Source organism: Pseudomonas sp. GW821-FHT11G12 (assembly GCF_058808055.1).
This window is the reverse complement of the sequence record NZ_JBXARH010000011.1, coordinates 107981-132241: the sequence shown is the minus strand read 5'-3', so window position 1 is coordinate 132241 and position 24261 is coordinate 107981. Positions and strand designations below refer to the sequence as shown.

23 protein-coding genes are annotated in these 24261 nt (G+C 61.1%); 11 read left to right on the top strand and 12 right to left on the bottom strand.

Annotated elements, in window-relative coordinates:
* From AC1RR7_RS26820 to AC1RR7_RS26800, 5 genes are all read left to right on the top strand, one after another.
* Positions 1-1185: a GNAT family N-acetyltransferase gene (locus AC1RR7_RS26820; protein WP_493158768.1), complete on the top strand. Its 1185-nt coding sequence runs from the start codon at positions 1-3 to the stop codon at positions 1183-1185.
* A complete protein-coding gene (locus AC1RR7_RS26815) occupies positions 1157-1948 on the top strand; it encodes a ChbG/HpnK family deacetylase (protein WP_273537475.1) in 792 nt (263 codons plus the stop codon). Before AC1RR7_RS26820 ends, AC1RR7_RS26815 begins: the two co-directional genes overlap by 29 nt.
* Positions 1949-2062: 114 nt before the next feature.
* Positions 2063-2755 carry an N-acetyltransferase gene (locus AC1RR7_RS26810; protein ID WP_273537476.1) on the top strand — a complete coding sequence of 231 codons (693 nt, stop codon included), beginning with the start codon at positions 2063-2065 and terminating at the stop codon, positions 2753-2755.
* A gap of 149 nt (positions 2756-2904) precedes the next feature.
* Entirely contained in the window at positions 2905-3198 is a 294-nt protein-coding gene (locus AC1RR7_RS26805; protein WP_102622395.1) for a type II toxin-antitoxin system RelE/ParE family toxin, read from the top strand.
* Positions 3199-3200: 2 nt separating this feature from the next.
* Positions 3201-3509 carry an addiction module antidote protein gene (locus AC1RR7_RS26800; RefSeq protein ID WP_102622394.1) on the top strand — a complete coding sequence of 103 codons (309 nt, stop codon included), beginning with the start codon at positions 3201-3203 and terminating at the stop codon, positions 3507-3509.
* A gap of 8 nt (positions 3510-3517) precedes the next feature.
* Here AC1RR7_RS26800 and AC1RR7_RS26795 read toward each other — a convergent pair whose 3' ends face one another.
* Positions 3518-4327 (bottom strand): class I SAM-dependent methyltransferase, encoded by an 810-nt coding sequence (locus AC1RR7_RS26795; protein ID WP_493158767.1) that lies wholly within the window; start codon positions 4325-4327, stop codon positions 3518-3520.
* A gap of 137 nt (positions 4328-4464) precedes the next feature.
* Between AC1RR7_RS26795 and AC1RR7_RS26790 the strand changes: the two genes are divergently transcribed.
* Positions 4465-4833 carry a hypothetical protein gene (locus tag AC1RR7_RS26790; protein ID WP_096821338.1) on the top strand — a complete coding sequence of 123 codons (369 nt, stop codon included), beginning with the start codon at positions 4465-4467 and terminating at the stop codon, positions 4831-4833.
* On the opposite strand, the gene AC1RR7_RS26785 is transcribed toward AC1RR7_RS26790, so the two are convergent.
* From AC1RR7_RS26785 to AC1RR7_RS26765, 5 genes are all read right to left on the bottom strand, one after another.
* Complete coding sequence (locus AC1RR7_RS26785) at positions 4824-6254, bottom strand: sigma-54-dependent transcriptional regulator (protein ID WP_096821337.1); 1431 nt, start codon at positions 6252-6254, stop codon at positions 4824-4826. The genes AC1RR7_RS26790 and AC1RR7_RS26785 overlap by 10 nt on opposite strands.
* Positions 6223-7716, bottom strand: a complete 1494-nt coding sequence (locus tag AC1RR7_RS26780; RefSeq protein ID WP_102622391.1) for a sensor histidine kinase — start codon at positions 7714-7716, stop codon at positions 6223-6225. Before AC1RR7_RS26780 ends, AC1RR7_RS26785 begins: the two co-directional genes overlap by 32 nt.
* Positions 7717-7818: 102 nt before the next feature.
* The gene (locus AC1RR7_RS26775; protein ID WP_273537134.1) at positions 7819-8889 is read right to left on the bottom strand and encodes an SCO family protein; all 1071 of its coding nucleotides are present in this window, start codon (positions 8887-8889) and stop codon (positions 7819-7821) included.
* 17 nt (positions 8890-8906) lie between these two features.
* Positions 8907-11714, bottom strand: a complete 2808-nt coding sequence (locus AC1RR7_RS26770; RefSeq protein ID WP_273537133.1) for a multicopper oxidase domain-containing protein — start codon at positions 11712-11714, stop codon at positions 8907-8909.
* A 159-nt stretch (positions 11715-11873) separates the two neighbouring features.
* On the bottom strand, positions 11874-13322 hold the full coding sequence (locus AC1RR7_RS26765; RefSeq protein ID WP_096821333.1) for a sensor histidine kinase: 1449 nt from the start codon (positions 13320-13322) through the stop codon (positions 11874-11876).
* 307 nt (positions 13323-13629) lie between these two features.
* Here AC1RR7_RS26765 and AC1RR7_RS26760 point away from each other — a divergent pair, with 307 nt between their 5' ends.
* From AC1RR7_RS26760 to relB, 5 genes are all read left to right on the top strand, one after another.
* Complete coding sequence (locus tag AC1RR7_RS26760) at positions 13630-14973, top strand: hypothetical protein (RefSeq protein WP_102622388.1); 1344 nt, start codon at positions 13630-13632, stop codon at positions 14971-14973.
* A 35-nt stretch (positions 14974-15008) separates the two neighbouring features.
* Entirely contained in the window at positions 15009-17243 is a 2235-nt protein-coding gene (locus AC1RR7_RS26755) for an Ig-like domain-containing protein (RefSeq protein WP_493158766.1), read from the top strand.
* A gap of 103 nt (positions 17244-17346) precedes the next feature.
* Positions 17347-17808, top strand: a complete 462-nt coding sequence (locus tag AC1RR7_RS26750) for a curlin (RefSeq protein ID WP_096821330.1) — start codon at positions 17347-17349, stop codon at positions 17806-17808.
* A gap of 26 nt (positions 17809-17834) precedes the next feature.
* Positions 17835-19286, top strand: a complete 1452-nt coding sequence (locus AC1RR7_RS26745) for a curlin (RefSeq protein ID WP_493158765.1) — start codon at positions 17835-17837, stop codon at positions 19284-19286.
* A 233-nt stretch (positions 19287-19519) separates the two neighbouring features.
* A complete protein-coding gene (gene relB / locus AC1RR7_RS26740) occupies positions 19520-19714 on the top strand; it encodes a type II toxin-antitoxin system RelB family antitoxin (protein WP_493158764.1) in 195 nt (64 codons plus the stop codon).
* 803 nt (positions 19715-20517) lie between these two features.
* Here the strand turns inward: relB and AC1RR7_RS26735 are convergent.
* The 6 genes from AC1RR7_RS26735 to AC1RR7_RS26710 form a co-directional block, all read right to left on the bottom strand.
* Entirely contained in the window at positions 20518-20898 is a 381-nt protein-coding gene (locus AC1RR7_RS26735; protein WP_273537137.1) for a DUF6124 family protein, read from the bottom strand.
* Between the two features lie 754 nt (positions 20899-21652).
* Entirely contained in the window at positions 21653-22513 is an 861-nt protein-coding gene (locus AC1RR7_RS26730; protein ID WP_096821326.1) for a CsgG/HfaB family protein, read from the bottom strand.
* A 29-nt stretch (positions 22514-22542) separates the two neighbouring features.
* The gene (locus AC1RR7_RS26725) at positions 22543-22974 is read right to left on the bottom strand and encodes a curli assembly protein CsgF (RefSeq protein ID WP_102622383.1); all 432 of its coding nucleotides are present in this window, start codon (positions 22972-22974) and stop codon (positions 22543-22545) included.
* Complete coding sequence (gene csgE, locus AC1RR7_RS26720) at positions 22971-23363, bottom strand: curli production assembly/transport protein CsgE (RefSeq protein ID WP_096821324.1); 393 nt, start codon at positions 23361-23363, stop codon at positions 22971-22973. The genes AC1RR7_RS26725 and csgE overlap by 4 nt, the downstream gene beginning before the upstream one ends.
* Positions 23360-23911 (bottom strand): type II secretion system protein, encoded by a 552-nt coding sequence (locus AC1RR7_RS26715; RefSeq protein ID WP_096821323.1) that lies wholly within the window; start codon positions 23909-23911, stop codon positions 23360-23362. The genes csgE and AC1RR7_RS26715 overlap by 4 nt, the downstream gene beginning before the upstream one ends.
* The gene (locus AC1RR7_RS26710) at positions 23886-24260 is read right to left on the bottom strand and encodes a type II secretion system protein (RefSeq protein WP_096821322.1); all 375 of its coding nucleotides are present in this window, start codon (positions 24258-24260) and stop codon (positions 23886-23888) included. The genes AC1RR7_RS26715 and AC1RR7_RS26710 overlap by 26 nt, the downstream gene beginning before the upstream one ends.
* Position 24261: the final 1 nt, after the last annotated feature.

Here is a 24261-nt window from a genome sequence, read left to right as displayed (position 1 = left end):
ATGGCGCGATTCGAATGGCGCACTTCGTTGTGCGCACCCGACTTCCCGGCAGCAGCCTATGAAGCGCTGCGCCTGCGGGTGACGGATCACACGCCGTTCAACAGCCTCGGCTGGTTGATCGCGGCAGAGCAGACACTCGACGCGAGTGAGCATCTGCACATTCTGCTGGGCTGGGAGGCGGACGAATTGCGCCTGTGCCTGCCGTTGGTGGCGAGTCGTGAACGCTTTGCCGGGATACCGTTTGGCGTGGTGCATCACCTCGGTTATCCGCTGGCGGATCGCCTGGCGCTGCTGTCCGTGCTTGAGGCCGACAGCCTGCGTCAGGCGTTGTTGCTCATTCGCCAACGCATCCCCCACGCGTTGCTGCAGCTCAACGAACTGTCTGAGCCGGCGGGTGAAGAAAGCGCCCTCACCGAATGGATGGCGCGCAGTTCAACTGGCGAGCGGCGCTTGAGCTGTCGGGTGCCGGTGCACCTGATCAGTGACGCCGATCTTCAGGAAGTCTCCGGTGATCCGCGCTACAAACTGCGACGTGCGCGCAAACGGATTGCTGCGTGCGGTGCTGTCGTGCGGCGGATCATTCCCGATGCCGTGACCATGGGCCCGCTGTTGCAAGCCATCAGCGAAGTCGAAGCGGTGAGCTGGAAAGGCGACGAAGGCGTCGGCATCTTCGCCAGCGAACGCAGCCGCCGCTGCATCGAAAGCGCCTTCACCGCCCTCGCCGCACAGGGTTTGGTGCGGGTGGTCACGCTGGAGCTGGACGGGCGCTGCATCAGCTACCGACTCGGTTTGCTCGAACAGGGCCGGCTCTACGATTACAACCTCGCCTTCCTGCCGCAGTACGCCGATCTGGGCAGCGGTCGGGTGTTGCTGGAGGAATGGATTCGCTGGGGCCTGGACGATCACTGGCGCTGGATCGATGCCTCGCGGGTCAGCCTGGAAAACTCCAGTCACCAACTGCACGAACGCATGACCGGGCAACTGGAACACTGGCGCTGGAGCTTCTACTCCTGGCGCCCGAGCGGTCTGTTGCTGGGGCTTGGGCTGCGTGTCTGGCAGCGGCTCAAACCGAAACTGCAGCAGTGGCGAGCACGTCGGCAAACGGCGATCGCCCAACCCGTCGGCAAACCCGCCGCCATCACCACGGAGGGCGAACATGCCTCGCCAAGTCATAGTCAACGCTGACGATTTCGGCCTGACCCCGAACGAAAATGCAGTGATCTTCAGCGCCTTCCAGGCCGGGGTCATCAGTTCCGCCACGGCCATGGCCAACATGCCGGCGTTCGAAGCCGCCTGCGCGATGGCCCGCCATCACTTGCTGGAGGGGCGGATCGGCCTGCATTTCAACCTGACGTATGGCCGGCCGCTGAGCCAGGCGATTCTCGCTCGCCCCACCTTCTGCGACAGCCAGGGTGTGTTCGACCTCAACCTGACGCGGTACAGCCTGTGGCTCGGTCGAGCGGATCGCGAAGCGGTGCAGGAGGAATTGCAGGCGCAGTGGCAACGTTGTGTCGATCATGGCGTGCGCCCGAGCCACATCGATTCCCATCAGCACGTGCACAACATCTGGCCGATCGGCGAGATCGTCGCGCGCTTCGCCGCCCACCAGGGCGTACCGGTGCGACTGGCACGTAACCTGGGGCAAAACCTCAGCCTGCCCAAACGCCTATTCAAAGGCTTGCTCAACCGTCGTTTGCAAGGGCTGGCCGGTGCGACGGCGGACTACGTCTGCACCCCGGTCGACCTGCGCAACGAGCCCGCGCCGACCGACGGTGTGCTGGAAATCGTCGCGCATCCGAATCAGCTCGGGGCTGATTTCGGTGATGCGTATCTGCAACCTGGAGAGTCCCTGAGCCGCGTGTTAGAGCAGCGGCTGGCGGGCGTTCCACGGGTCTCCTATGCCGACCTGAACAAGGATTTTCTGCGCGGTGCCGCGGCACTCGACTGAGTTACACAACTTGCAATACTTTCGAAGATGGCACTTCGAAATGAACTTGCAGGCTTGATCTATACCCACCAGAGCGACATCCAAAAACACCCGGGCTGCGGCCACGGAGGGCATATGAGCGTCATTGAAAAGCTGCGCGAACGCATCAAGCAAAAAGGCCTGGGCCGCACCTTCGGCACCTTATGGAAACGCTACGTGTTCTTCCATTGGGAACTGCTGTGGATGGAGCGCGACCTGATCAGCCCGGTGCCGCCGCACAAGCTGCGCCCTTACGAAGGCCTGCGCAAAGTCGACATCACGCCGCACAACACCGGTGCCTTCGCCAAACACTTCGGTGACCGCGTGCAGACCATGGCCGAACTCGCGGCCGAAGGCCACACCGGGCACATGTACCTCGACGCAGACGACCACGCAGTGGGCTTCATCTGGGGCAGCACCCGCAACTACCACGACCGCCATTACTACGGCTGCGAATTCCCGGTCAAACCCGGCGAGTTCTTCGAGTTCGGCGGCGAAATGACCCGCGCCTACTTCGGCAGCAGCCTGTCGGTGGACGTGCAAGTCACCCTCTGGCAAGCCATGGCCGCCCAGGGTTGCCACAAGGTGGTGGACGTCTGCGAAACCCACAACATCCCGGCGCTGAAGCTGCACATCCGCATGGGCTATCACGAACAGGGCCGCGTCACCCACGTCTACGGCCTGTTTGGAAAATGGCGGTTCTTCCGCGAGACGCAGTACGAAGGTTCACGGCTGGAACCACTGCGAAAACCGGGACGGCCAGTGGTGACGGCGGCTGCGCAGGCTTGACAGCTTTTTCCTGCGATCTGTAGGAGCTACGCCAGCGTAAGCTCCTACAAAACCAGTTCCTGCTTGCCTACAGACACTGACGACACATCCAAGTCTGATAAACGAACTGACTGACTGCTCGACCGTATCCAATTGGATACAGTCGAGCCATGAACTATTTCATACAACAAACAGCAGTTTTCATGGCATGGCACACCTCGATTCGTGATGTGCGAGCCAAGGTTGCTATTGCCCGTCGCATTGATCGTGCGTCAGCAGGTAATCTAGGCGACATCAAACCGGTAGGTGACGGTGTATCGGAAATGCGCGTTGATGTCGGTGCCGGGTATCGGGTCTACTTTACGATGCGTAGTGGTGTTGTCATTGTCCTGCTGGCTGGTGGGGACAAATCATCACAAAGTGCGGACATCAGACGTGCAAAAAAAATGGCAAAGGAGGTTTAACCATGAGCCAGACTTTGACAACTTTTGATATGGCAGCATTGCTGGACAGCGATGAAGCCATCAGCGAATACCTTTCCCAAGTGCTGGCCGACGGTGACAACGAGGAGTTTCTTCGTGCAATCGGCTATGTGGTCAAGGCACGCGGCATGACTCAAATAGCCAAGGACTCGGGAATGGGTCGCGAAAGCTTGTACAAAGCTTTCGCGCCGGGAGCCAAACCCCGCTTTGACACTGTGCTCAGAGTTATTCATGCACTTGGCATCGATCTCTGTGCTCAACCAGGGCATGTGCTGAATCATTCAACTTCCTGAGAGTTACGCTACTCGCCCTTCACAGTCACCAACGTAAAACACATCGGCATCTGCGCCTCGCGGTTCAGGTACTGGTCATACGCCTCTTCCCGGTTCGAATGCGGGTATTCCTTGAAATGCGCGATGTTCAGCCCCGCTTCGAGGGCGGCGGTGAAGATGGCGCCGAGGTTGTGCACGAACCAGTACGACGGCGCGGCCTGTTGTTCGACCTTGCCGACGTAGACAATCGGTTCCTCTTGCACGAACGGTTCTTCGCGGAAATACGAGGTCGCGAGGCGAAACGGATCTTCGGCGTCGGGATCGACCATTTCCAGGAACGGGTGGGTTTCGTAGATCACCAGTTGCCCGCCCGGTTTGAGGGTCGAGGCGACGTGGCGGAAGAATTCGCCGATGTCCGGCATCCAGTTGAGGACGCCGATGGTGATCAGCGCCACGTCGAAGCGACCGCGCAGTGCTTCGGGCAGGTGATGAATATCGGTTTCGACGAATTCGGCCTTGTGCGGCGAGCGGCTGTTGAGCTCCCGGGCCTGTTCGAGAAACGCCGCCGACTGGTCGACCCCGACGACACTTCGCGCACCCAGCGCGAACAGCGAGAGACTCTCGCGGCCGTTATTGCAACCCAGTTGCACGACGTCCTTGCCATCGACGCCGACCTGCTCCAGCAAACCGCGCAGGGTTGAGTCGAGGCAGGAGAAATCAGCCTGGGCGATCTCGGTCAACAAGGCCTGCCACTCGGGCGATTCCTGATGATGACGGGCTGAATCGTTCCACGCCTGACGATTGCTTTCGATGGCGTTCTTGTTGTTTGGCACTTCCATGGCGCACTCCGGACGATGCTCTTGATTGAGCGGCCCGAGTCTAGTTGAGCCTGCCGATCCAGGTTGTTGCGAACTTGTAAGCCAACGGGCGGCTATAGTTAATAGCCTTGGGGAAAACCGCTTCCACAGGTGCCGCCATGCAAACGTTCAACCGGCTGCTGTTATCCGCCTGTCTGCTCGCCGCCACACAGGCGCAAGCCCTCGACAGCAATTTCAATTACTACGGGCCGAACCAGCCCTTCGCCCACCCGGCGCCGCCGTCGCTGAATGCCCAGCCGCCTCGGCCATTCGATGACACCACGCCGCAGGATTTCGTGGTGATCCCCGATCGCCACGACTTCCACGACTCACAACTGCCGACCGTGGCCGATGCGACGGTGCGGGTGTTTATCCGCACGTACGATGCCGAGCGCGGCATCTACGTCAATGACGAGGTGCTGGACCCGACGTGCCTGCTGGAGTGCCTGAGCCCGCCGAATCCACGGAGTAACGCGGTCTACCACTGACGCTTGTCCGGGCGTGCCAGGCCGAGCTTTTCGATGCGGTAACGCAGCATGTCGCGGCTCAGGCCCAGTAGGCGGGCGGACTTGGTGACGTTCCAGTCGGTCTTGTCGAGCATCTTGCGCACCATGTCGCGCTCGACCTCCGGCAGGTTCATCGACTCGGTGTTGCTCGCCGGGCGCGGTTCGAAGTGCGGTACCTCGTGATGCTGGTGCAGCGGCGGCTCGTCGACCAGGCTCATGCACACGTTCAACTGGTGCGCGGCGATGATGTCGTTCGGCGCCAGCAACACGGTCTGTTCGAGCATGTTGCGCAGTTCGCGCACGTTGCCCGGCCAGGTGTAATTGAGCAGCAGCTCTTCGGCCTGCTGGCTGAAATGCAGATTCGGTTTGCCGTAGCGCTTGCCGTGGCTGGCGAGAAAATGCCGGGCCAACAGCAGCGCGTCGTCGCCACGGGCATACAGGCGCGGCACCTTGATCGAGATGATCCGCAGGCGGAAGAACAGGTCACGGCGGAACTTGCCCTGCTGCACCATCTGTTCGAGGTTGCAGTTGGTGGCGCTGATCACCCGCAGGTTGACCTTGCGTTCCTTCACCGAGCCGACCCGGCGAATGGTGCGATCTTCCAGCAGCTTCAGCAGTTTGGCCTGCAGCACCAGATCCATTTCGCCGATTTCGTCGAGAAACAGCGTGCCGCCGTCAGCCGCTTCCACCAGCCCGACGCGACGATCCTTGGCATCGGTGAACGCGCCCTTCTCGTGACCGAACAGCTCCGATTCCACCAGGTTGGCGGGGATCGACGCGCAGTTGAATTCAATGAACGGGCCTTTGCTGCGCGCGCCGTCGAAATGCAGCGCACGCGCCACCAGTTCCTTGCCGGTCCCGGTCTCGCCTTCCACCAGCACCGGCGGCAGATCGCCGTTGGTCATGCGGCGTTCGGCTTCGAGCAACTGGCCGATGGTGTTTTTCAAATGCTGCATCGGCGCCGATTCACCGATCAGCGCCTGCACCCCGGATTTCTGCGCCTCGCGCTCCTGATAGAACGACAGCGTGCGCTCCATCCGCTCGGTGGCCAGAGCCTTGTCCAGCAGCAGTTTGAGCTCCGGCAACGCGACCGGTTTGGTGACGTAATGAAAGGCGCCCTCCTTCATCGCGACCACCGCATCTTCGACATTGCCGTAACCGGTCATCATGATCACTTTCAGATCCGGCGCGCTGATGCGCAGCTTCTGGATCAGGTCGTGACCGCTCATGCCCGGCAGCGAGTTGTCGGTCAGCACGATGTCCGGCATGAAGCTTTCCAGTTGCCCCAGCGCGTCTTCAGCCGAATGGCAAACCGTCACCTCGAAGTCTTTGCGCTCCAGGTAGGTCTGAATATTGTCGGCCAACAGTTCGTCATCCTCGACCAGCAGAATGCTGTGTTCCATATTCCCCTCCCGATGCCACTTTAAAGTTGAGACTGACGCGGGTTCCTTCCTGCTCGCGGCTGGTCAGCACGACCGAGCCCTGAAAACGCTCCATGATTCTTTTGACCAGTGCCAGGCCAACCCCGAGGCCGCCCTGCTTGGTGGTGAAAAACGGTTTGAACACCAGCTGTTGCTGCTGCGCGCTCATGCCTTTGCCGGTGTCGCCCAGGGTCATGCACACCTGGCCGGCATGGGGTGTCTCAATGTCGACACTCAGCACGCCGCCCTTGGGCATCGCTTCCAGGGCGTTGGCAAACAGGCTATTGAGAATCTGCGTCAGCAGCACCCTTTGGCTGACGACCGGCGGGCAGTCCTGCGGGTTGAATCGCACGTCGACCCCGCTACGCCGAATCAGCGCATCAAACGCGCCCAGGGTGTCTTCGACCGCCGCCAGCAGGTCCACCGCTTCACCGTCATCGTTCATCGGCCGCAACGACACCAGCAACTCGCGCACCCAGCGCGACATGCGGTCGACCTGACTGATGATGTCACCGATATTGCGCTGGGCGCTCTGGCTGGCCACTTCCTGGGCCAGTTCGGCGCTGGAACGGATGGTCGCCAACGGGTTGCGCAAGCTGTGAGCCACTGCCGAGGACATCTCGCCCAACGCGACAAAGGTTTCGTTGCTGATCAGTTGCTGTTGCTGGCTCTGCAGCAAGGTCGAGGCACGGCGCACGATCCAGAACAGCCCCAGATAAATCGCCGCGCCACCGAGGATCGTCGCCGCCCAGATCGAAGCAAAACCACGATCGATGCGGTCCACCAGATCCGCCGGTTCCTTGTAGATCTCGACCATGGCGATGACTTTGCTTTTGTCGGCGTTGAACATCGGGATGTAGTTCTCGATGAACAGGTATTTGGGTTCGCGGGACAGCTTCTGCTCGGGTTTCTCGTCGTCGATCTTGTGATAACTGGAAGAGACCGGCACTTTCATTTCGAACGATTCGTCCAGCTCGTCATCGTCCTCGAATTTCACGCCGATCAGCTCCGGGTTGGTCGACCAGATCACCGAGCGATCCAGGGCGTAGACCGTCGCCAGCAGGATGTCCGGCAAGTGTTCGACATGATCGAGAAACTCGGCCCGGGCCGCGCCATGGGCAACCGGATCGACGTCGGGGAAATTTTCGTCCTGACGCGGATCAAGCATTTCGCCCATGGTGCGCAGGGGGGTGATGCCGGCATGACGCATTTCCGCATCGCCGATGGCCTGGACGAATTGCGCCGTCAGCAACGCATCGCGCTCCACGCTCTCGGTGACCACAAAACGCGTGGAGATATAGCCCAGCCCCAGCGCCACCGCCGCGATGATGAAAAAACTGGCCAGCGAGAACCAGCGCAGCAGGTTGAACTGTCCGCCCCAACTCTTGATGGCTGCTGCCGCGACGTTCGGCGCAGGTGTTTTTTGTTCTTCCAGTCGTTGCATGGGGGTGCCCTGGCGTTGTGTATCGAACCGGTTACAGCCACCTCACGACTGAGTGTAGGTGGCAATGACCGTGATACAGGACTCAATGATGCTATTTAGCCGCTAGCGCATGCGACTCACCGTTTCGCTGCTGACGGCCGGACTTATTGGCGTCAACGCCCCGTCAGCCAAGGGCTGCGTGGTGGGGTGCTGACGCTCGGTTTCATCGCGCAGAAAGTCGATGATCGACTGCGCCGACAGCTCGTCCAGGCGCAGATTGGGCATCGGAATCCGCTCGTATTGTTCGAACAGTTGCAGTGCGATCGGGTCCTTTTCCGCCAGTACCCGATCCGGTTCGCGGATCCAGCGGTTGAGCCAGGCCGGGTCACGCTGACGGGTCACGCCGATCAGGTCCGGGCCGATGTTGCGCATGCCGATGCCTTCGCCGTCCTGCGGGCCGAGGCTGTGGCACGAGGCGCAACGGGTGCGGAACAGTTCTTCGCCGTTGCTGGGCGGGCGAATCTCCGGCGCATTGGCGTAGCTTTCCTCGATGCTTGGCTGTTTCCAGTTCTGCAAGGTGTTGGCCAGTTGATCGGCGAGGATCCATGGGTTCTCGAACGGCGACGCCTTCATCCAGCGCCCGGTGCTCTGGTTGCCGACGATCAGGCTCAGGTTGTGATCCTTGGTGCGGCCGTTGTCGACGCCTTCGATGAACAACCCGAGCTTCTTGCGCAGGTCGGTGACATCTTCGAATTCGCCGGTGAGGAATTTCCAGCCAGGGCCGACCTTGAACCGTTGCGAATAAGCCTTGAGCACTTCGGGGGTGTCGCTGAGCGGGTCAATGCTGATCGAGTAGAAAAAGATGTCCTGCCCGACCCGGTCCCCCAGCAGTTTCTGCACCTGGCGCAGGCGTGCGGTTTCCAGTGGGCAGGAGTCGCTGCATGAAGTGAAGATGAAGTTGATCACCACCACTTTGTCTTTGATCAGGTCATCGAAAAAATGCACCTGCTTGCCGTCCTGATCGGTCAGCAGGGTGTTGGGGAAATAGTCGCCACCCCACGGGGTGGCGGATTCGCTGGCGCCTTCGGGCAGCGCTTGATGGGCGATGAGCACCTGACTGCCGAACAGGCAGGTGACCAGCACCAGTATCAAGTGCATGCCGAGGGCGCGGGAGCGCGGCGTTGGCTGGGTCATGTCGGCTCCCTCCCTTTTCATTTCTTCACGGTCACTTGCGGGCCGAAGCCATCGCCAGTACGGAAGGTTGGCAGCGCGGCGGAGTTGACGTAGCGCACGCCATCCCAGCTCGGCAACGGTGTCGGCATCAATTGCAGTTGGCCGGGTTTCTCGAGGTCCCAACGCAGCAGCATCGAGTTGTCCTCATGCTGGGTGTTGTGACAGTGCTCCATGTAGGTCCCGGCAAACTCGCGGAAGTTGATCGCCATTTCCACGCTGTCCAGCCCGTCGGCTTCCGAGCCGATGCGGTAGACGTCCTTGCGCGCCCATTTTTCCCACTCGGGCGGGGCCTTGCCGCCACGGCTGAGGATGATCCCTTCCTCGAAGTGCACGTGCACCGGATGGCTCCAGCCCTTGCCGCCAAGCTTGATGTTCCACACCTCCAGAGTGCCGAACCCGGCGGTGCCGGCATCGGTCGGGCCGCTGGCCAATTTGGTCGAGGCGTTCAACCGGCGTGGGTCCATGTGGAAGCCGAAGCCGCCATCGGTCTTGACTGTCCACGGTGCTTCATCGGTGCCGTCGCTGCGGCCGAAGGTGAAGGTCCGGTGACGGGCGTTGGCCAGCAGCGCCTTGTCGGCGGCGTTGTCGCGGTGGATCTTCAGCGGGATCATCACCATACCTTCAGCCTTGCCCGGTTTGGCCGGTTCGTAGGCTGCCGGGTCCATGGCCAGGTCCTGCCCGGTGAAAGGCTTGACGTTGAGCTGCAAGACCTTGCCCACTGCCGGATCACCCCTGTCCCATTGCGGGCCTTTGCTGGTCTGTTTGATCACCGCCAGGTACTTCTCGGACAGCACGTCGGACAGCGAGATCGTCTCTTTCGGGCCTTTGCCGTCGTCCTGGGCCTGGAGGTTGACGAAGAACAGCTTGTCGCCCGGCTTGATGCCGTTTTTCGAGAAGTTGACGATGATGTCGAACCGCTCGGCGATGCCCTGGGTCGGCAGGATCGCGTTGTGGTTCTGTTTGTCGCCGTCGGCATCCAGATCCATCGAGCCATCGAACGGCACGCTGTGCTCCATGATGTTGCCGTCGTTGGCGATCATGTGGAACGGCACCCGGCTGTAGGAAACACCGGAGTTCTTCGGCCCCTGGAATTCACCGCCGGTGCCTTTGATTTCCCGTACCAGCGCGAGTTTGAAGTAGCGCGAGACCGAACCGTTGAGGATGCGGAACCGATAACTGCGGGCACGCACGTCGAGGGTCGGTTTCCACTGCCAGTTGACCAGCACCTGATCGCCGATGAAGCCATCGGTGTTGAACGGGTTGAACCACAACTGGCCTTCCTGATCCCAGGCCTTGTCGGCGAACACCAGGTTGACGTCGTAGTCGCGGTTACCCCACGGCAAGGCGCTGCCGCTGGGGAAACGCAGGTTGACCCCGTCGTTCACCGATTCATTGCCGCGATCCAGGGCGCTGTAGTAGTTCATCATCGCCGCGTTGCCCTTGTAGACGTTCTGCGCGGTGAAATCGAGCATGTGGTCGTGGAACCAGTGGGTGCTCATGGTTTCGCGCCAGTCGCCACGGATCTTGATGGTGCCGTGGTCGCAGGTCTTCTTCGCAGGTGCAAGGTCGTTGACCCACAGGGTTTCCCCCGGTGCACACGGGAACGCCGCACGCGGGTCTTCAGCCTTGGTGTTGATGCTGTCGTAACCGGCGAGCTGGATCGGCCAGCGATAGTCGTAATACTGGCCGGGGAAGAAAAATGCATTGGCATAGCCGTCGCTTTCCGCCGGTGCGTGGCCGTTGTGCTCGTGGGTGGTGATGGTGTGCAGGCCGAAACCGCGGTTGGCTGACGGATCGATCGGCAAGCCGTTGTAGTGGCGCATCATCACCGGTTGGCCGTAGCGCACCATCAGCAGTTTCGGCGGCAGCGTGCCGTCGAAGGTCCACACCGAATTGTGGTTCTGCACTGGCATCGCCGGGTGGAAACGTGCATCGACGCCTTTGGCCGTGCCATCAGTCGCCGGCACGCCGGCGACGTTGTGGTACAGACCACCGGGGCCGAATTCGCCGACGGCATAACCGTGCATCTGCCGACTGTCACGCAGGCCACCGTTCAGACGCGCGCCGGTCTGCACGGTCTTGTAGGCGACTTGCGGGTAGAACTCGTTCCAGCGCTGGTGAGCCCAGCCTTTTCCCGGTGGCCGGCCTTCGGCGGACGAGCCGATGTGACGGTTGAGGAACAACTCGATCTGCGACTGCCACGGGTTACGGTCGACGACGTTGGAGAACTGGCTCGGGAACGGTGTCAGCCCCGGTTGACGCAAAAACGCGTCCAACGCCGTGCCGGGTGGCGCGCTGCGGGCAACGCTGTTCGGGTCCTGGGCCGGCGCCGGGCCGATGGCAGCGGGCGGAAAGCCCAACGGCGCGGCCGGGGTGGTCGGGTCGAGTTTTTCCGGGCCGAATTCTTCGAACAATACGATTTGCTGAGTGAACGGCTGGGCGCCGTACAACGGGCTCGGCTTGCCATTCGTGGGGTAATTGAAACTGGTCTGCACGGTGGGCGGCAGGATGTTTTCCGAACGCGTGGTGTTGCGCGTGCCTTTCACCCCGTCAGGCAGATCGAAGGAATCTTCGTTGGCCTCGGGCATGGTCAGGATGGCGTTGAGGGCCGCCGGTTCATCGGCCGGCTCGTCGTAGTACGCCGACGGGTCGGAAGCTTCCGGCTGGTTCTCGTCATCGATCGGGCTCGCTCGAACCCCGGTCATGGTGCCAAGGGTCAATGCCAGAAAGACGCTTAACGGCGTCAGCAGGAATAACTTGTTGGGGTAACGCGTTGCTCTGTCCATCACCAGCCGCCTCATCTAAGGAAGGGGTGATGGTGTTTTGCAATTACCTCGCCAAAGTATTAATCCCCGTTGAAACAAGCCGTTACAGACGCTGTTGCATTCCCCACTCCCCGGTGACCGGGGCCTGACACCCGCTCCTGGGGGGAAGTTCACCCCAATTTACTGGATGAGCTGAAACGCCAGACGAACGGTGGTGCCCTCGCCTTCACGACTGTCCAGGGTCACACCACCGCCGAAGCGCTCCATGATCCGTTTGACCAGCACCAGCCCCACACCGAGCCCACCCTGCTTGGTGGTGAAAAACGGCCGGAACGCCATGCTGCGCTGTTCTTCGTTCATGCCTTTGCCGGTGTCACTGAGCATGACGCTGACACCTCGGCTGTCCGTTGGCTCAAGCGTAATGGTCAGCGTGCCGCCCTTGTCCATCGCCTCCAGTGCGTTGGCCAACAGGCTGTTGAGGATTTGCGTGAGTTGCACCGGTTGGCTCAGCACCATCGGCGTTTGTTGCGGATGAAACACCACGTTTACCGCGTTTTTGGCGATCTGCTGCTCGAACGCGACCAGACTCTCGTGCAGCGCCGCCACCAGGTTCACCGGTTCCGGTTCGTCGTTGAGCGGTCGCAGCGACTGCAGCAGTTCGCGCACCCACTTCGACATGCGATCGACCTGGCCAATGATGTCCTTGATGTTCTTCTGCGCCGGCCCCGCGTCGAATTCCAGGGCCAGTTCGGCGCTGGAGCGGATGGTCGCCAAAGGGTTGCGCAAACTGTGCGCCACCGCCGAGGACATCTCGCCCAGCGCAACGAAGGTTTCGTTGGCGATCAGTTGCTTTTGTTGGACCGCCAACAGGATCGCCGCCCGACGCACGATCCAGTACAGCCCCAGATAAATCAGCCCGCCGCCCAGCGCCGTGGCCAGCCAGATCAGGGTCAGACCGCGCTCCATGCGGGCGATCAGGTCTTTGGGCTCCTTGTAGATCTCGACCATCGCCGTGACGTTCTTGCCATCGGCGTCGAACAAAGGAATGTAGTTCTCGATGAAGATGTATTCCGGCGGCACCACGAACTTCTGCTCTTCACGACCCTTGTCGACGTCGTGGTAACTGGCCGAGACCGGAATCTTTTCATTGAACGCCCGGTCGAGGTCTTCATCGGCGTGAATCCGCGTACCGGTCAGCGCCGGGTTGGTCGACCAGATCACCAGACGATCCGGCGCATAAATGTTGGCGAGAATCACGTCCGGCAAGTGGGCAATGTGATCGAGAAACTCGCCTCGGGCATTGGCCCGGGCCGCTGGGTCCACGTCGGGAAAATCGTTGTCCTGGCGCGGGTCGAGCAACTCGCCCATGGTGCGGATATTGGGGATCGAGACGTGACGCACTTCCGCCGACGCGATGGCCTGAATGAACTGCGCGGTCAGCAAGGCATCGCGCTGCACGCTTTCTTCGATCACGAATCGCGTCGACACCGTCCCGAGCGCCACGGCCACCGTGCCGATCACCGCCATGCTGATCAATGAAAACCAGCGCAGCAGATTGAACGGCTGCTTGCGCGAGCCCAGCCGCAGGCTGCTCTCCTCGACCGGTAGCGATTTTGACTGCATGTTCATGGCGGCGACTTCCCGATACGTCCCTATAGGGTTATAGCCCACCGTTGGGTGATTGCCCGGATGCGGGGGGTGAACGGCCCCACGATCATCGATCTGTAAATCCGCTCTGCCGACTGAGCCCCACAATCCCCAATCCTGGGGACTGTCGCCCGATGCCCGCGCTGCAAAAAATCCCCACCCTCACTTGCCAACCCTTACGCCACGGGCCTTTGCCGCCCGTTGCACGGCCGTTGGTATGGAAGTTGTAAAGCCCCTCTGCAACTGACCCACCCCCAAGGGGCAGGCACTTCGATAGAGGGATTAACTCATGCACCCTTTACTGTCCAAAACCGCGACCGTCCTGGTCGTGAGCGCCTTGGCCCAGGGCATTGCCCAGGCCGCTCTGTTCGCCGTCGATCCCGGACCCTATGCCCCGGCGACCGGCGGATTTGCCAGTTGGTATCAGGACACCCACGGTCGTACGCTGGACCTGTGCCTGTCCAAAGCGCTCAGCTCACGCGTGCCAAGCACGCCCGGCGCCCCTTCGTACATGTGCTCGCTGATTCCGACCCCCGGTGTGTTCGACGACGCCCAGCCGATCGTCTTCCCGAGCAACTTTCCCGACGAAGCGTTCTGGTTCACCGCCGACGGCACCGTGGTCGATGCGGCCCGGGGCATCAACCTGTCCTACGGCTCGGCCATCGAAGCGGCGTTCAGCGGCGGTGATCCGGTGGAAGGCGACCAGATCAGCTTCGCCCGCATCCGCATCCGGGTCGATGTACCCACCGCCGGGACCTACGTGATCACTCACCCGTACGGCGTCGAAGTGTTCACCGTCGACACCCCCGGTCGCCGCGCGATCAACATGACCCGCGACATCGGCATCGGCAGTCCGAAAACCTACGACGGCGCGCTCAAGGGTGACGTCGGGCCGTTCCTGCGCAGCGTCAACGGTCCGTATACCGAGACCAATCCGGCGGGCGGTGCCGAACAATTCATCGGCGATCCGAACCTTGAAGAAGCGGTGACCGGAAGTCCTTTCAACACCAACTTCATCCGCATTGAAGGCCCCGGCGGCATCGATCTGCGCACCACGGTGTTTGCCGTCTCCGGCAAGTTGTCGACGGTGGTTCGGCCAACACCGCTGATCACCGAACGCAGCACCTACTCGCGCAAACCCGGCGACAGCGCCCCGGTCGCCCAACAAGACGTATTCGTCAAAGCCCCGCCTGCTCCGGCCACCGTCGCCGTCACCAGCAGCACGCCGGTGCTCAACCTCAAAGAGGCCGACAGCACCGGCAGCTGGTACGCGCAATCGCAGGTCAACCCGACCTTGCCGACCACGCTGCAAGTGACCGCCGACAACCACCTGGCCATCGCGACCAGCTCGCCGACCACCCTGCCCATGACCCTGACCGACCTGGTGGTGATCCAGCGCGCCGAGTACAGCCTGAGCTCCGGACAACTGACGTTGGTGGCCTCGACCAGTGACGAAACCTCGCCGCCAGTGCTCACCGCCACCTCCGGCAGCGGCGCCGCCATCGGTGCGCTGGGCGGTGACGGCGCAGTGAAAACCCTGACCACCGGGATCACCCCGATCCCACCGGCCAAGGTGCGAGTGACGTCGTCCAACGGCGGCAGCGATACCGAAGAAGTGGTCATCGTGCAATGAACGCTCACATGCCCAGATCCGCATCAGGAGGCATCATGAACAAGTGGCCACGCTTCGCGCTCAACGCGCTCGGGCTGACAATCTCGCTGACCGGCAGTGCGTTCGCGCAACTGGCCGCCGTCGATCCCGGCCCCTACACCTTTGCCACCGGGAAATTCCCGATGTGGTACCAGGACAACAACCTGCTGTCGATGGAGCTCTGCCAGTCCCGCGCCGCCAGTTCGCGAGTGCCGGCCGCCACCCCGCCGGCGTACATGTGCACCCTGCTGCCGGAACCGGGGATTTTCGACGACACGCTGCCGATGGTGTTCCCCGACAACTGGCCGCCGGAAGCGTTCTGGTTCCTGGCGGAAACCAATATCCCCAACAATGGCGCCGGTTTTGGTATGGACGCCTATGTCGCCGGGATCGAAGCAGCGTTCGCCTCGGAAAACCCGGTGGACGGTGATCAGCAAAGCTTCGCGCGGATCCGCATCCGGGTGAACGTGCCTGTTGCTGGCACTTACACCATCACCCACCCGTACGGTGTGGAAACGGTCACCGTCACCACGCCAGGCCGGCGGGCAATCAACATCACCAAGGACGTCGGCATCGGCGCTCCGGGCAACTTCAGCGGTGCGCTCAACGGCGCCATCGGACCGTTCCTGCGCAGCATCAACGGCCCGTACACCGAAGTGAATCCGGACACCGGCAGCATCGAAACCTTCGTCGGTGACCCGAACCTCACCGAAGCGGTGACCGGCAGCCCGTTCAACACCAACTTCGTGCGGATCGACGGTCCCTCGGGCGCCGGCTCGATTCAGACCACCCTGTTCACCGTCGCCGGCAAGGTCCTCGACAACCGTCAACAGACCCACGTCGCCCTCGATCGCGCCACCTATCGCCGGACGTCGGCCGGTGTGCGTACCGAAGTGTTCGCCAAGGCTGACAGCAGCTCGACCCTGTGTTTCCGCGAAACCCTGGCGCTGCTGCCCGGTCCACCGAAAACGCCGTGCCAGACCAGTCTGTTGGGTGACAACAACGGTCTGTTCTTCGGCCAGCGTCTGGGCAACGGGACCCTGCCATCGGTGATCGTCGTGACTGCAACCAACCCGGCCGGGACAACGCGCCCGACTTCGGTATCGGCCAAGCTCACCGACGTGGTGAAAATCCAGACCGCCCGCTACAGCTGGGCCAACCACAGCCTGCTGATCGAAGCCACGTCGACTGATGAAGTCGCCGTGCCGGACATGGTTGCCCAAGGTTACGGACGCCTGTCGAAAACCGGCACCCTGCAAAAAATCACCGTCGCCGAACTGACCCAGCCGCCGGCCACCGTCACGGTCAAATCCGCCGCTGGCGGCAGCGACACCGAGCCGGTCGTAGTCGTCGGCAACGCGCCGGACACCGGTGAAAACCAGGCACCGCTGTCCGGCGCCGACACCGGCAGCACCAGCTTCGGCGTGCCGATCACCCTCAACGTGCTGACCAACGACAACGACCCGGACGGCAACGTACCGCTGACCATCACCGCGCTGACCCAACCGGCGGCCGGCCAGGGCACCGTTGCCCTGAACGGCACCACCTCGGTGGTTTACACCCCGCCAGCCGTGGTCAACGCACCGCTGACCACGACCTTCACCTACAAGGCCCAGGACAGCAAAGGCCTGGCCTCGGTGAACCCGGCCACGGTGACCCTCAGCGTCGCGCCGAACCGGCCACCGACCGCCGTCGCCGACAGTGTCGCCACATTGGGTGTGGCGATCCCGATCAACGTCCTGGCCAACGACACCGATCCGGAAGGCAACACGCCGCTGGGCGTCGCCAGCCTGACCCAACCGCCGGCAGGACGCGGCACCGTCAGCACTGACGGCACGGTGATCACCTACACCCCACCGGCCACCGTGACCACCGCTTTCACCACGACCTTCACCTACATCGCCCGGGACAGCTTCGGCGCCCAGTCGACGCCGGCCACGGTCACTGTGCAAGTGTCGCCACGGCCAGCAGCGGAAACCTTCACGATCACCACCTCGACCGTGCAGGCCCGTTCCGGCAACCGCTTCAACTGGGACTTCGCCGGCACCTCGTCGGTGACCACCGGCAACACCATCACCGTGCAGGTCACCACCCCGACCGGGCTGGTCACCCTGGGCACGACGACGGTACCGGTCACCGGACGCTGGCGGCTGACGTTGAACAACACGACGGTGGTGCCATCGGCCAACCCGACCGCCACCATCCGTTCGTCCCAGGGCACCGTACGCACCATCTCGGTGACCACCCTCTGAGCCCACGCCCCACCCACCCCACACCGCCTGGCGCGGAGTGGGTGGGGCCGGTCTCAGCCACGATTTCAGGTTTGCGCAACACGACACACCACAGGACAACGCCATGAACACGCCGACCGCCGCCCTGCTTTGCCTGCTCGCCCTGTGCGGCAGTGCGGGCGTGCGTGCCGACGACCTGATGGAAAACGACGACCTGGCGCCCTCCGCCGACCTCGGCGAACTGCCGCCCCCGGTGGGCCAGCAAGCCCTGATCGACCAGAACGGCCAGGCCAACCTCGCGCTGCTCTCGCAGAACGGTCAGTCGCTGCTTGGAAAGATCGTGCAGTCGGGCAGCAATCAAGAGGCGTACATCCTTCAGCAAGGCAGCGACCTGATGGCGTTGATCACGCAAAACGGTTCCGGCAACGCCGCGTCCATCACACAAAACGGCAGCCACAACCGCGCGCAGATTTCGCAAAACGGCAACAACAACGACGCCAGCATCGAGCAGGCCGGCACGGGGCTGCAAAGCGCCGTGACCCAGTCGGGCAACGGCATGAGCGTTTCGGTCAAGCAATATCGCTAAGCACTGCAATCATCGGAGAGTTCATCATGTTCAAACTGACGCCCCTCACCGCCGCCATCCTGGTCATGATCAGTGCCCAGGCCATGGCCGACGACAGCCTGTCCACTCAGAGCCAGGTCGGTACTGCCAACATCGCCAATGTGAAGCAGACCCAGGCCCCGTTCAGCAGCGCCACCCAGACCCAACTCGGCCAAGGCAACGACGCCGCCGCTGTGCAAGACACCGCCAGCAGCGTCATCACCCAGGACGCGGTCGGCGACTACAACGCCGCCTATGCCGAACAACTTTACGAAGACAATGGCACCATCACCCAACAACAGGTCGGCGCCTTCAACACCACCCACGCCAGCCAGTCGCTGGGCTTCGGCGCCCCCAACACGGCCCTGCAACAGCAGCAAGGTACCGGCAACTTTTCGTTCGTCTACCAGGACTCGCAGAACGGCAGCGAAGGCAAGACCTTCCAGTTCGGCGACAGCAACGAAGCCAACATCGAGCAACTGTACGAAGGCAGCGGCAACAGCTCGGTGATCACCCAATACGGCACCGCCAACTACGGCACCGCCGAACAGGTCACCCACAACGGCGGGCAGATCGGCATCAACCAGGCCGGCGAAAACAACTACGGCTACGCCGATCAGCGCAACGGCACCGGCGGCAACATCACCATCAACCAGTTCGGCAACCTCAACGGCAGCGAAATCTGGCAAGACACGCAACTGGCCAGCCAGGCCACCGTCAACCAATACGGCGACAGCAACGAAACCGTGGTCGACCAGAGCTTCGGCGAAAACAACACCGCCGCCGTCACCCAGGTCGGCAACACCAACGCCATCTACGCCGACCAGTTCGAGTCGGTCAACTCGACGCTGTCGCTCTATCAAGTCGGCAACGGCAACGTGCACTACACCTACCAGAGTGGCGACGGTCACACGCTCAACGCCACCTCCGTGGGCAACGACAACAAGGTCTACGCCAGCAACTGGAAAGGCCCGCAACACGGCGGCCAGTTCGGCAGCAACCAGCGTGCAACGATCAATCAGGCGGGTAACGGCAACATCGCCAGCTTCACCCAGGACGGCGTCGGCCACATCATGACGACCAACCAGACCGGCACAGGCAACAAGACCACGGTCAGCCAGGCGGATTCCTACAACGAGCTGTACTTCGATCAGAACGGCAGCGACAACATCCTCATCGCCGACCAACGCGGGACGACCAACCTGATTCAGGGTTCTTCGAATGGCTCGGGCAACAGTGCCGAGTTTGATCAGTCGGGCACCGGCAACCAGGCCTACACCGCGCAGCTGTATGGCAGCGACAACATGATCACCGTGAAACAGGCTGACACCATGAACGTGGCGTACGTGACCCAGGGCGGCACCGGGAACATTGCGAACGTGGATCAGAGCGGGATGACGCAGACCGCGACGATTCAGCAGTTTGGGTCGGCTAACCAGGCGACGGTTTTGCAGCAGTAAGGGTTGGGTGTTAAGAAACCGCGGTTCTTTGGAGAAGGGGATCGCGGTTTTTTGTGCGCTTAGTTTGTTGTGAAACAGTTGGGGAATTTCGCAAAGAATCGCGGAATTGTCTGACTGCTTTTGAAGGTTGGCCGTCGGACGTGTGACGTTTAGGCTTTGGACCCATTAACGCAGCCAGCGGTAAGCGCATCGTGCCTTACGGTTTGGCTATCAGGCGATTAATCGGAGGCAACTTGTACTTTCACTACTACCCACCTACTTCAGAGTTTGCCAATAACCCAGTAGCGGCACGCTACGACCTCTGGTTCCGCGCCAAGATACAAGCTTCAATTGAAGATCCACGGCCAAGTGTTCCGCATGAAGAGGAGATGGCGGAGATACATGCGCTGCTTGAAACAAAACGTCCAAAACACGAAGTTGATCAATAGCTCCAAGTCTGTCTCTTAAAAAAACCGCGATCCTTTTAAGGGGTCGCGGCTCTTTCTATGTAGCCCGAATCAACTGTGGCAAGGACGCTTAGACTTTCAGTCTCGACGTGATCCAGCGCCTGATTCACTGCCAACTCACCCAATATGACAATCTGCGCGATGCCGGGAGCAGCCTTGCAAGGACCCGGCATCCCGTCGTTTGCCAAAGGGAAGTCACCTTAGGTGATGAAACCATAACAAACAGCAACCCTTTATTCCGAAGAGTTCTAATGCACTGTCATTTATGACAGGTTCCATTGAACATTAAAAAACTTACCGTATGTCCTCATCCTCCAGATTGGAATCGACACCATGGATAGCACTTCAGCACAAAAAAAACTGAACGGCATTGGGGTGGGGAACAAGGTATTCCTTGCAGGGAAGCTTGATTCCCCTACAGGTTTTACTAATCGATACGAAGAGATAGTCTCGGTAGACCAAAACTCCGTATCAATTAAAAGGCCAACAGACAGAAGCGGTGCAAACGAAGTTATTACATACGATAAAATCGATATGATCAGCGCTACGCCCCCGGATCCGAGCAATATCAAGCTATCGTATTAGGCAACCCCGAATTGAGCCCCATCAAAGTCTGAACACTCCCGACTCGGACAAACAAAGGCTCGAAATGAGAAACCATGCCAACAGGGCGTTTTCTTGTATAAATAAAAAATCTGCCCGACTTTAGATCGCGCCCTCCTTCGAAGGCGCGATTTTTCTTCGGAGGCAAAATATTGCCAGCCAATTTATGAATACTGAGCTGATTAGACTTTCAACTCGACGTGATCTAGCGCCTGGTTCACTGCCAGTTGACCCAGCATGACAATCTGCGCGATGCCCAGGGCGGTCTTGCGGTGGGCGGGGTCGAGGGTGGCGGCGAAGTTGTTGAGCATTTCGCTGGCGGAGCCCAGGGACTCGCAGGCGTTGGCGAGCAGGGATTCGGTGTTGTAGGCCGGGTTGGCGAGGTACATCGGGGCGGGTTCGTTGACGCTGCCCATGATGTGAGCGCCGGGGCAAAGGTAATGGTCCAAGGCGCGCTCGGCGGCTTCGTGGAGTTTTTTCGAGTTGATGGAGGTGTATGGGGAGGTTGGGTCGGTTTCGAGACTGGCCTGGTTTTCGGGTGGGTTGGGTGTTGGTTTGAACATGGTCATTTCGTCCTCATTGATGGTTGCAGCCGGCTCAATCGACTTCCAGGAAGAATGGGTGGCAGCAGTACGCGGGCTGGAAATCCGGGGAGAACGCGACCCGGCAGACATAAATGTCTCCCGCGCACAGCCGCCATAACAGCGTGCACACAATGAAGGTGCGCAAGCATACGTTATGAAAAGCGATTTCGCTTTCTCACATATCCGGGTTTCCAGACCCGATCGCTGAATTGGCAGCGACCGAAACAGGCTAGGGCCCGCGCTTCCGACGGACAACCTGAAAACCTTGTGGGAAGGATCGTTAAAACAGACACAACTTTTAAACATTCGAGAATGGGACGCGGAGCGTGGGAACGATCAAAGCAAAAGCAGTCCGCTTTCTGCTTATCGCCTCTCACCACTCAACACAAAGAGCGTTAGCTCGAGTACCGCTTTTGACGTGCCGGCCCCATCGGAAGGCTGAGTGGAGGGATTTATCCGGGGGTGGGAGCGCAGCGACCGTTCGACGAAGTCGAACACATCGAGAGGAGGTGCAGCGAAGCAAACCGGAGGCGATGCCCCCGGATGAATCCCGGAGCGAAGGAACCCCGAGCCTCAGCGAGGGGCCGAACGCCGGGGCCCAGCGTTTTGGTTCCTTTTGGGCGTTTGCAAAAGGGACTCGCCGTAAGGGCGAAACCGCCAGCGGCAACACCCAAAAAAACGGATATTCACCCAAACCACCCAGAGAACCTGGTCGGCCCAAAGGCCGCCACGTTCACTCCGACTCAGGATCCACCTTGTTCTGAGTCAAATACCGATTCAAAGTCTCATCCCCCGCAGGCGAAGAATTATCCCCAGCGACCTGCCACAACCGCCGCTCAATCCCCTGCGCCAGCAAATGCCCCACCGCCGCCTCAATCGCCGACAACACACACAACTGAGCCGGCTCATTGGTCGTATACCCCGCCTCAGCCTCAAGCAACTTCTTGAACTCGATAAACTTGAACACCCCGGCACTGCGTGCCACCGAATAAATCGTCTTGCTGGTCATCACATTCGCCAACACCTGCCCGCTGCGCACATCCACCGCGCGCAAATTCACAGTCACCTGATCCACCCGGTACTCACGGGACAGATCAATCCCCAGATACCGCGCCCCTTCCCCGCCACTGCGCACATTGGTGTCGTAAGCGATGATCCCGCCCTCAAGCATCATGTTCGCCGCCTGCAACGGCGGCAGCTCAGCCTGGATGTTCACCGGCGTATTCGGCTTTTTCTGCGACGCACGAATGATCTTGCGTTCGGTCAGCAGGTTCTGCAGCCCTTCACGCTCAAGCACCACAAACCAGCCACTGGCCTGCAAGGCATCCATCAACATCGACGCCGCGCCCTGGGTGACGCTGGTGGAAAACGAACTGGCCGGGGTCGGTTTGTACTGTCCGGTCTGGTCACGGAAGCCGTACACCACCGCCATCAAGCGACCCTTGGGTCGAGGCATTTTCAGCAAGTCGTAGTAGGTCGAGGCCCTGGGGGTCAGGGTCGGAGTGTCGGTGTCCTGCTCGGCCGACATCGGCTCACGCAGACCACACCCTTGTAATGCCGCCAACATCAGCCCTAGCGCTATTATTTTTTTCATGTCCATCACTCCCCGGAACCGTCATCCCGTCATGGGTTGAGGCCGTTCACCTGAATTTCAGAAACCTCGCCGCTCGCTCGGTCGGTCACTTCAATCGTGAGTGCCCCCGAGTCATCGACGACGTTGACGATAAAAGCGTCGGTGGACAGGCTCCCCGTGTTGCCGGTGGAGATGTTGTCCAGCAGTTGCCCCAGCAACCGTGACTGCAATTGACTGGTGAAACGTTCGAGCGCCGAAGTGCCGGCCACCGTCGTACGTTTCTTGAGGTCCGGATCGTCGTAATCGTTTTGCGCCTGGGCGTTGTTGAGCAGCCAGGTGCCGTTGAGCGGGTTGCCGCCGAACGACGGGTTGACCGGTGTGTAGACCAGCTCGGTGGCCTGGACGGCGGCGGCGCTGGCAAGCCCGATCAACAACCCCGAGATCCAGAATCCGCGGCGCCGTGAGAACGTTGTCGTGTTCATAGTTCGTCCTTCTCAAGGTCGGTGGTGTCCTGCAACAAGGCTTCCAGCTTGCGCCGGACGACCTCCAGTCGAACCGAGTCGGCGGCCTCGTAGGCCTCGTCCTTCAGTTCTACGGTGTTCGGCGGCAGGAAGCGCCGATACACCAGGCGTTGCTGATATTCCACGGTCACAAGGCTCCCCCAGCGCGCGTCGGGGCGCTCGCGCACCACCAGGTTGAAATCCATCGGGCTGGTGTCGCGCAGGCGTTCGCTGAACGAGTAGTAAAAGTCGTGGCCGATGTGCGAGATCGTGTCGTCGACGATGAAGCCCATCATTTCGTCTTCCTCGGCGGCGCTGGCGCAGCACGCCACAGCAGCGAGGATCAACGCGCACCACCACGGACGGCTCATGGCTGCAATGCCTGCGGCAGGGCCGACTGGCCTTTGACCGGGGATCCGTTGCCAGGGCCGGTGCCATCGAGAAAGGCTTTCTCGGCCACGAACTGCCAGTCCGAATAACGCTGCATGCCTTCAAAATCCGACCACTGCGACGGGAAGTCCGCCTGTTTCAACGGCACCTCGGTAGACGGACTGTTGATCCCGGTGATGCGCCCGTCGAAGCCCCGTTGCAGCGCCCATTCGCCGCCGCCGATCGGGTCCGGGTAGAGCTGGCGCAGGTGATGGCGTGGCTCAGGAAAACGTTCGTCCTGCAGCAGGTCGGCCAGGTCTTTCGGGTACTGCGCCAGCCCCGGTGAACTGCGGTAGTAGCTGCGCAGCGCCTGGGCGTACTGGGTGCCGACCCACAGCAGTTGCTTCTCGCGATCACGGCGCGACACGGTCGACCACAACTCGCCGGCACTGGCCAGGCCCATGCCCATGATCACGATCAGGAACAGCACGCCCAGGTAGGTGAACCCACCCTGCTCCGCGCGCTTACCACTCGGAATACTGGCTGCCATCACGCGCCCTCCCGGTAGCACCGCTCTTGATATCCGCCACGCCGCCCGCCACACCTTCCGGCGGTGCAACGAGCACCCACTGGTCATTGCGTTCGGTGATCGGGTCCAGTGGCGCATTGCGCAGGTAACGCTGTTCGACCAGTTGCTCGATGGAATCGGGATAACGCCCGGTGTCGCCGTAGTAGTGATCCAGCGCCTCGCGCATGGCCGACAGGCTCTGGTGCAACGTGGTCTCTTTCGAGGCCTCGAGGCTGTTGAAATAGCGCGGCAAGGCGATGGTCATCAGGGTCGCGATGATCGCCATCACCACCATCAGTTCGAGCAAGGTAAAACCCTTTTCCCGGCGCATG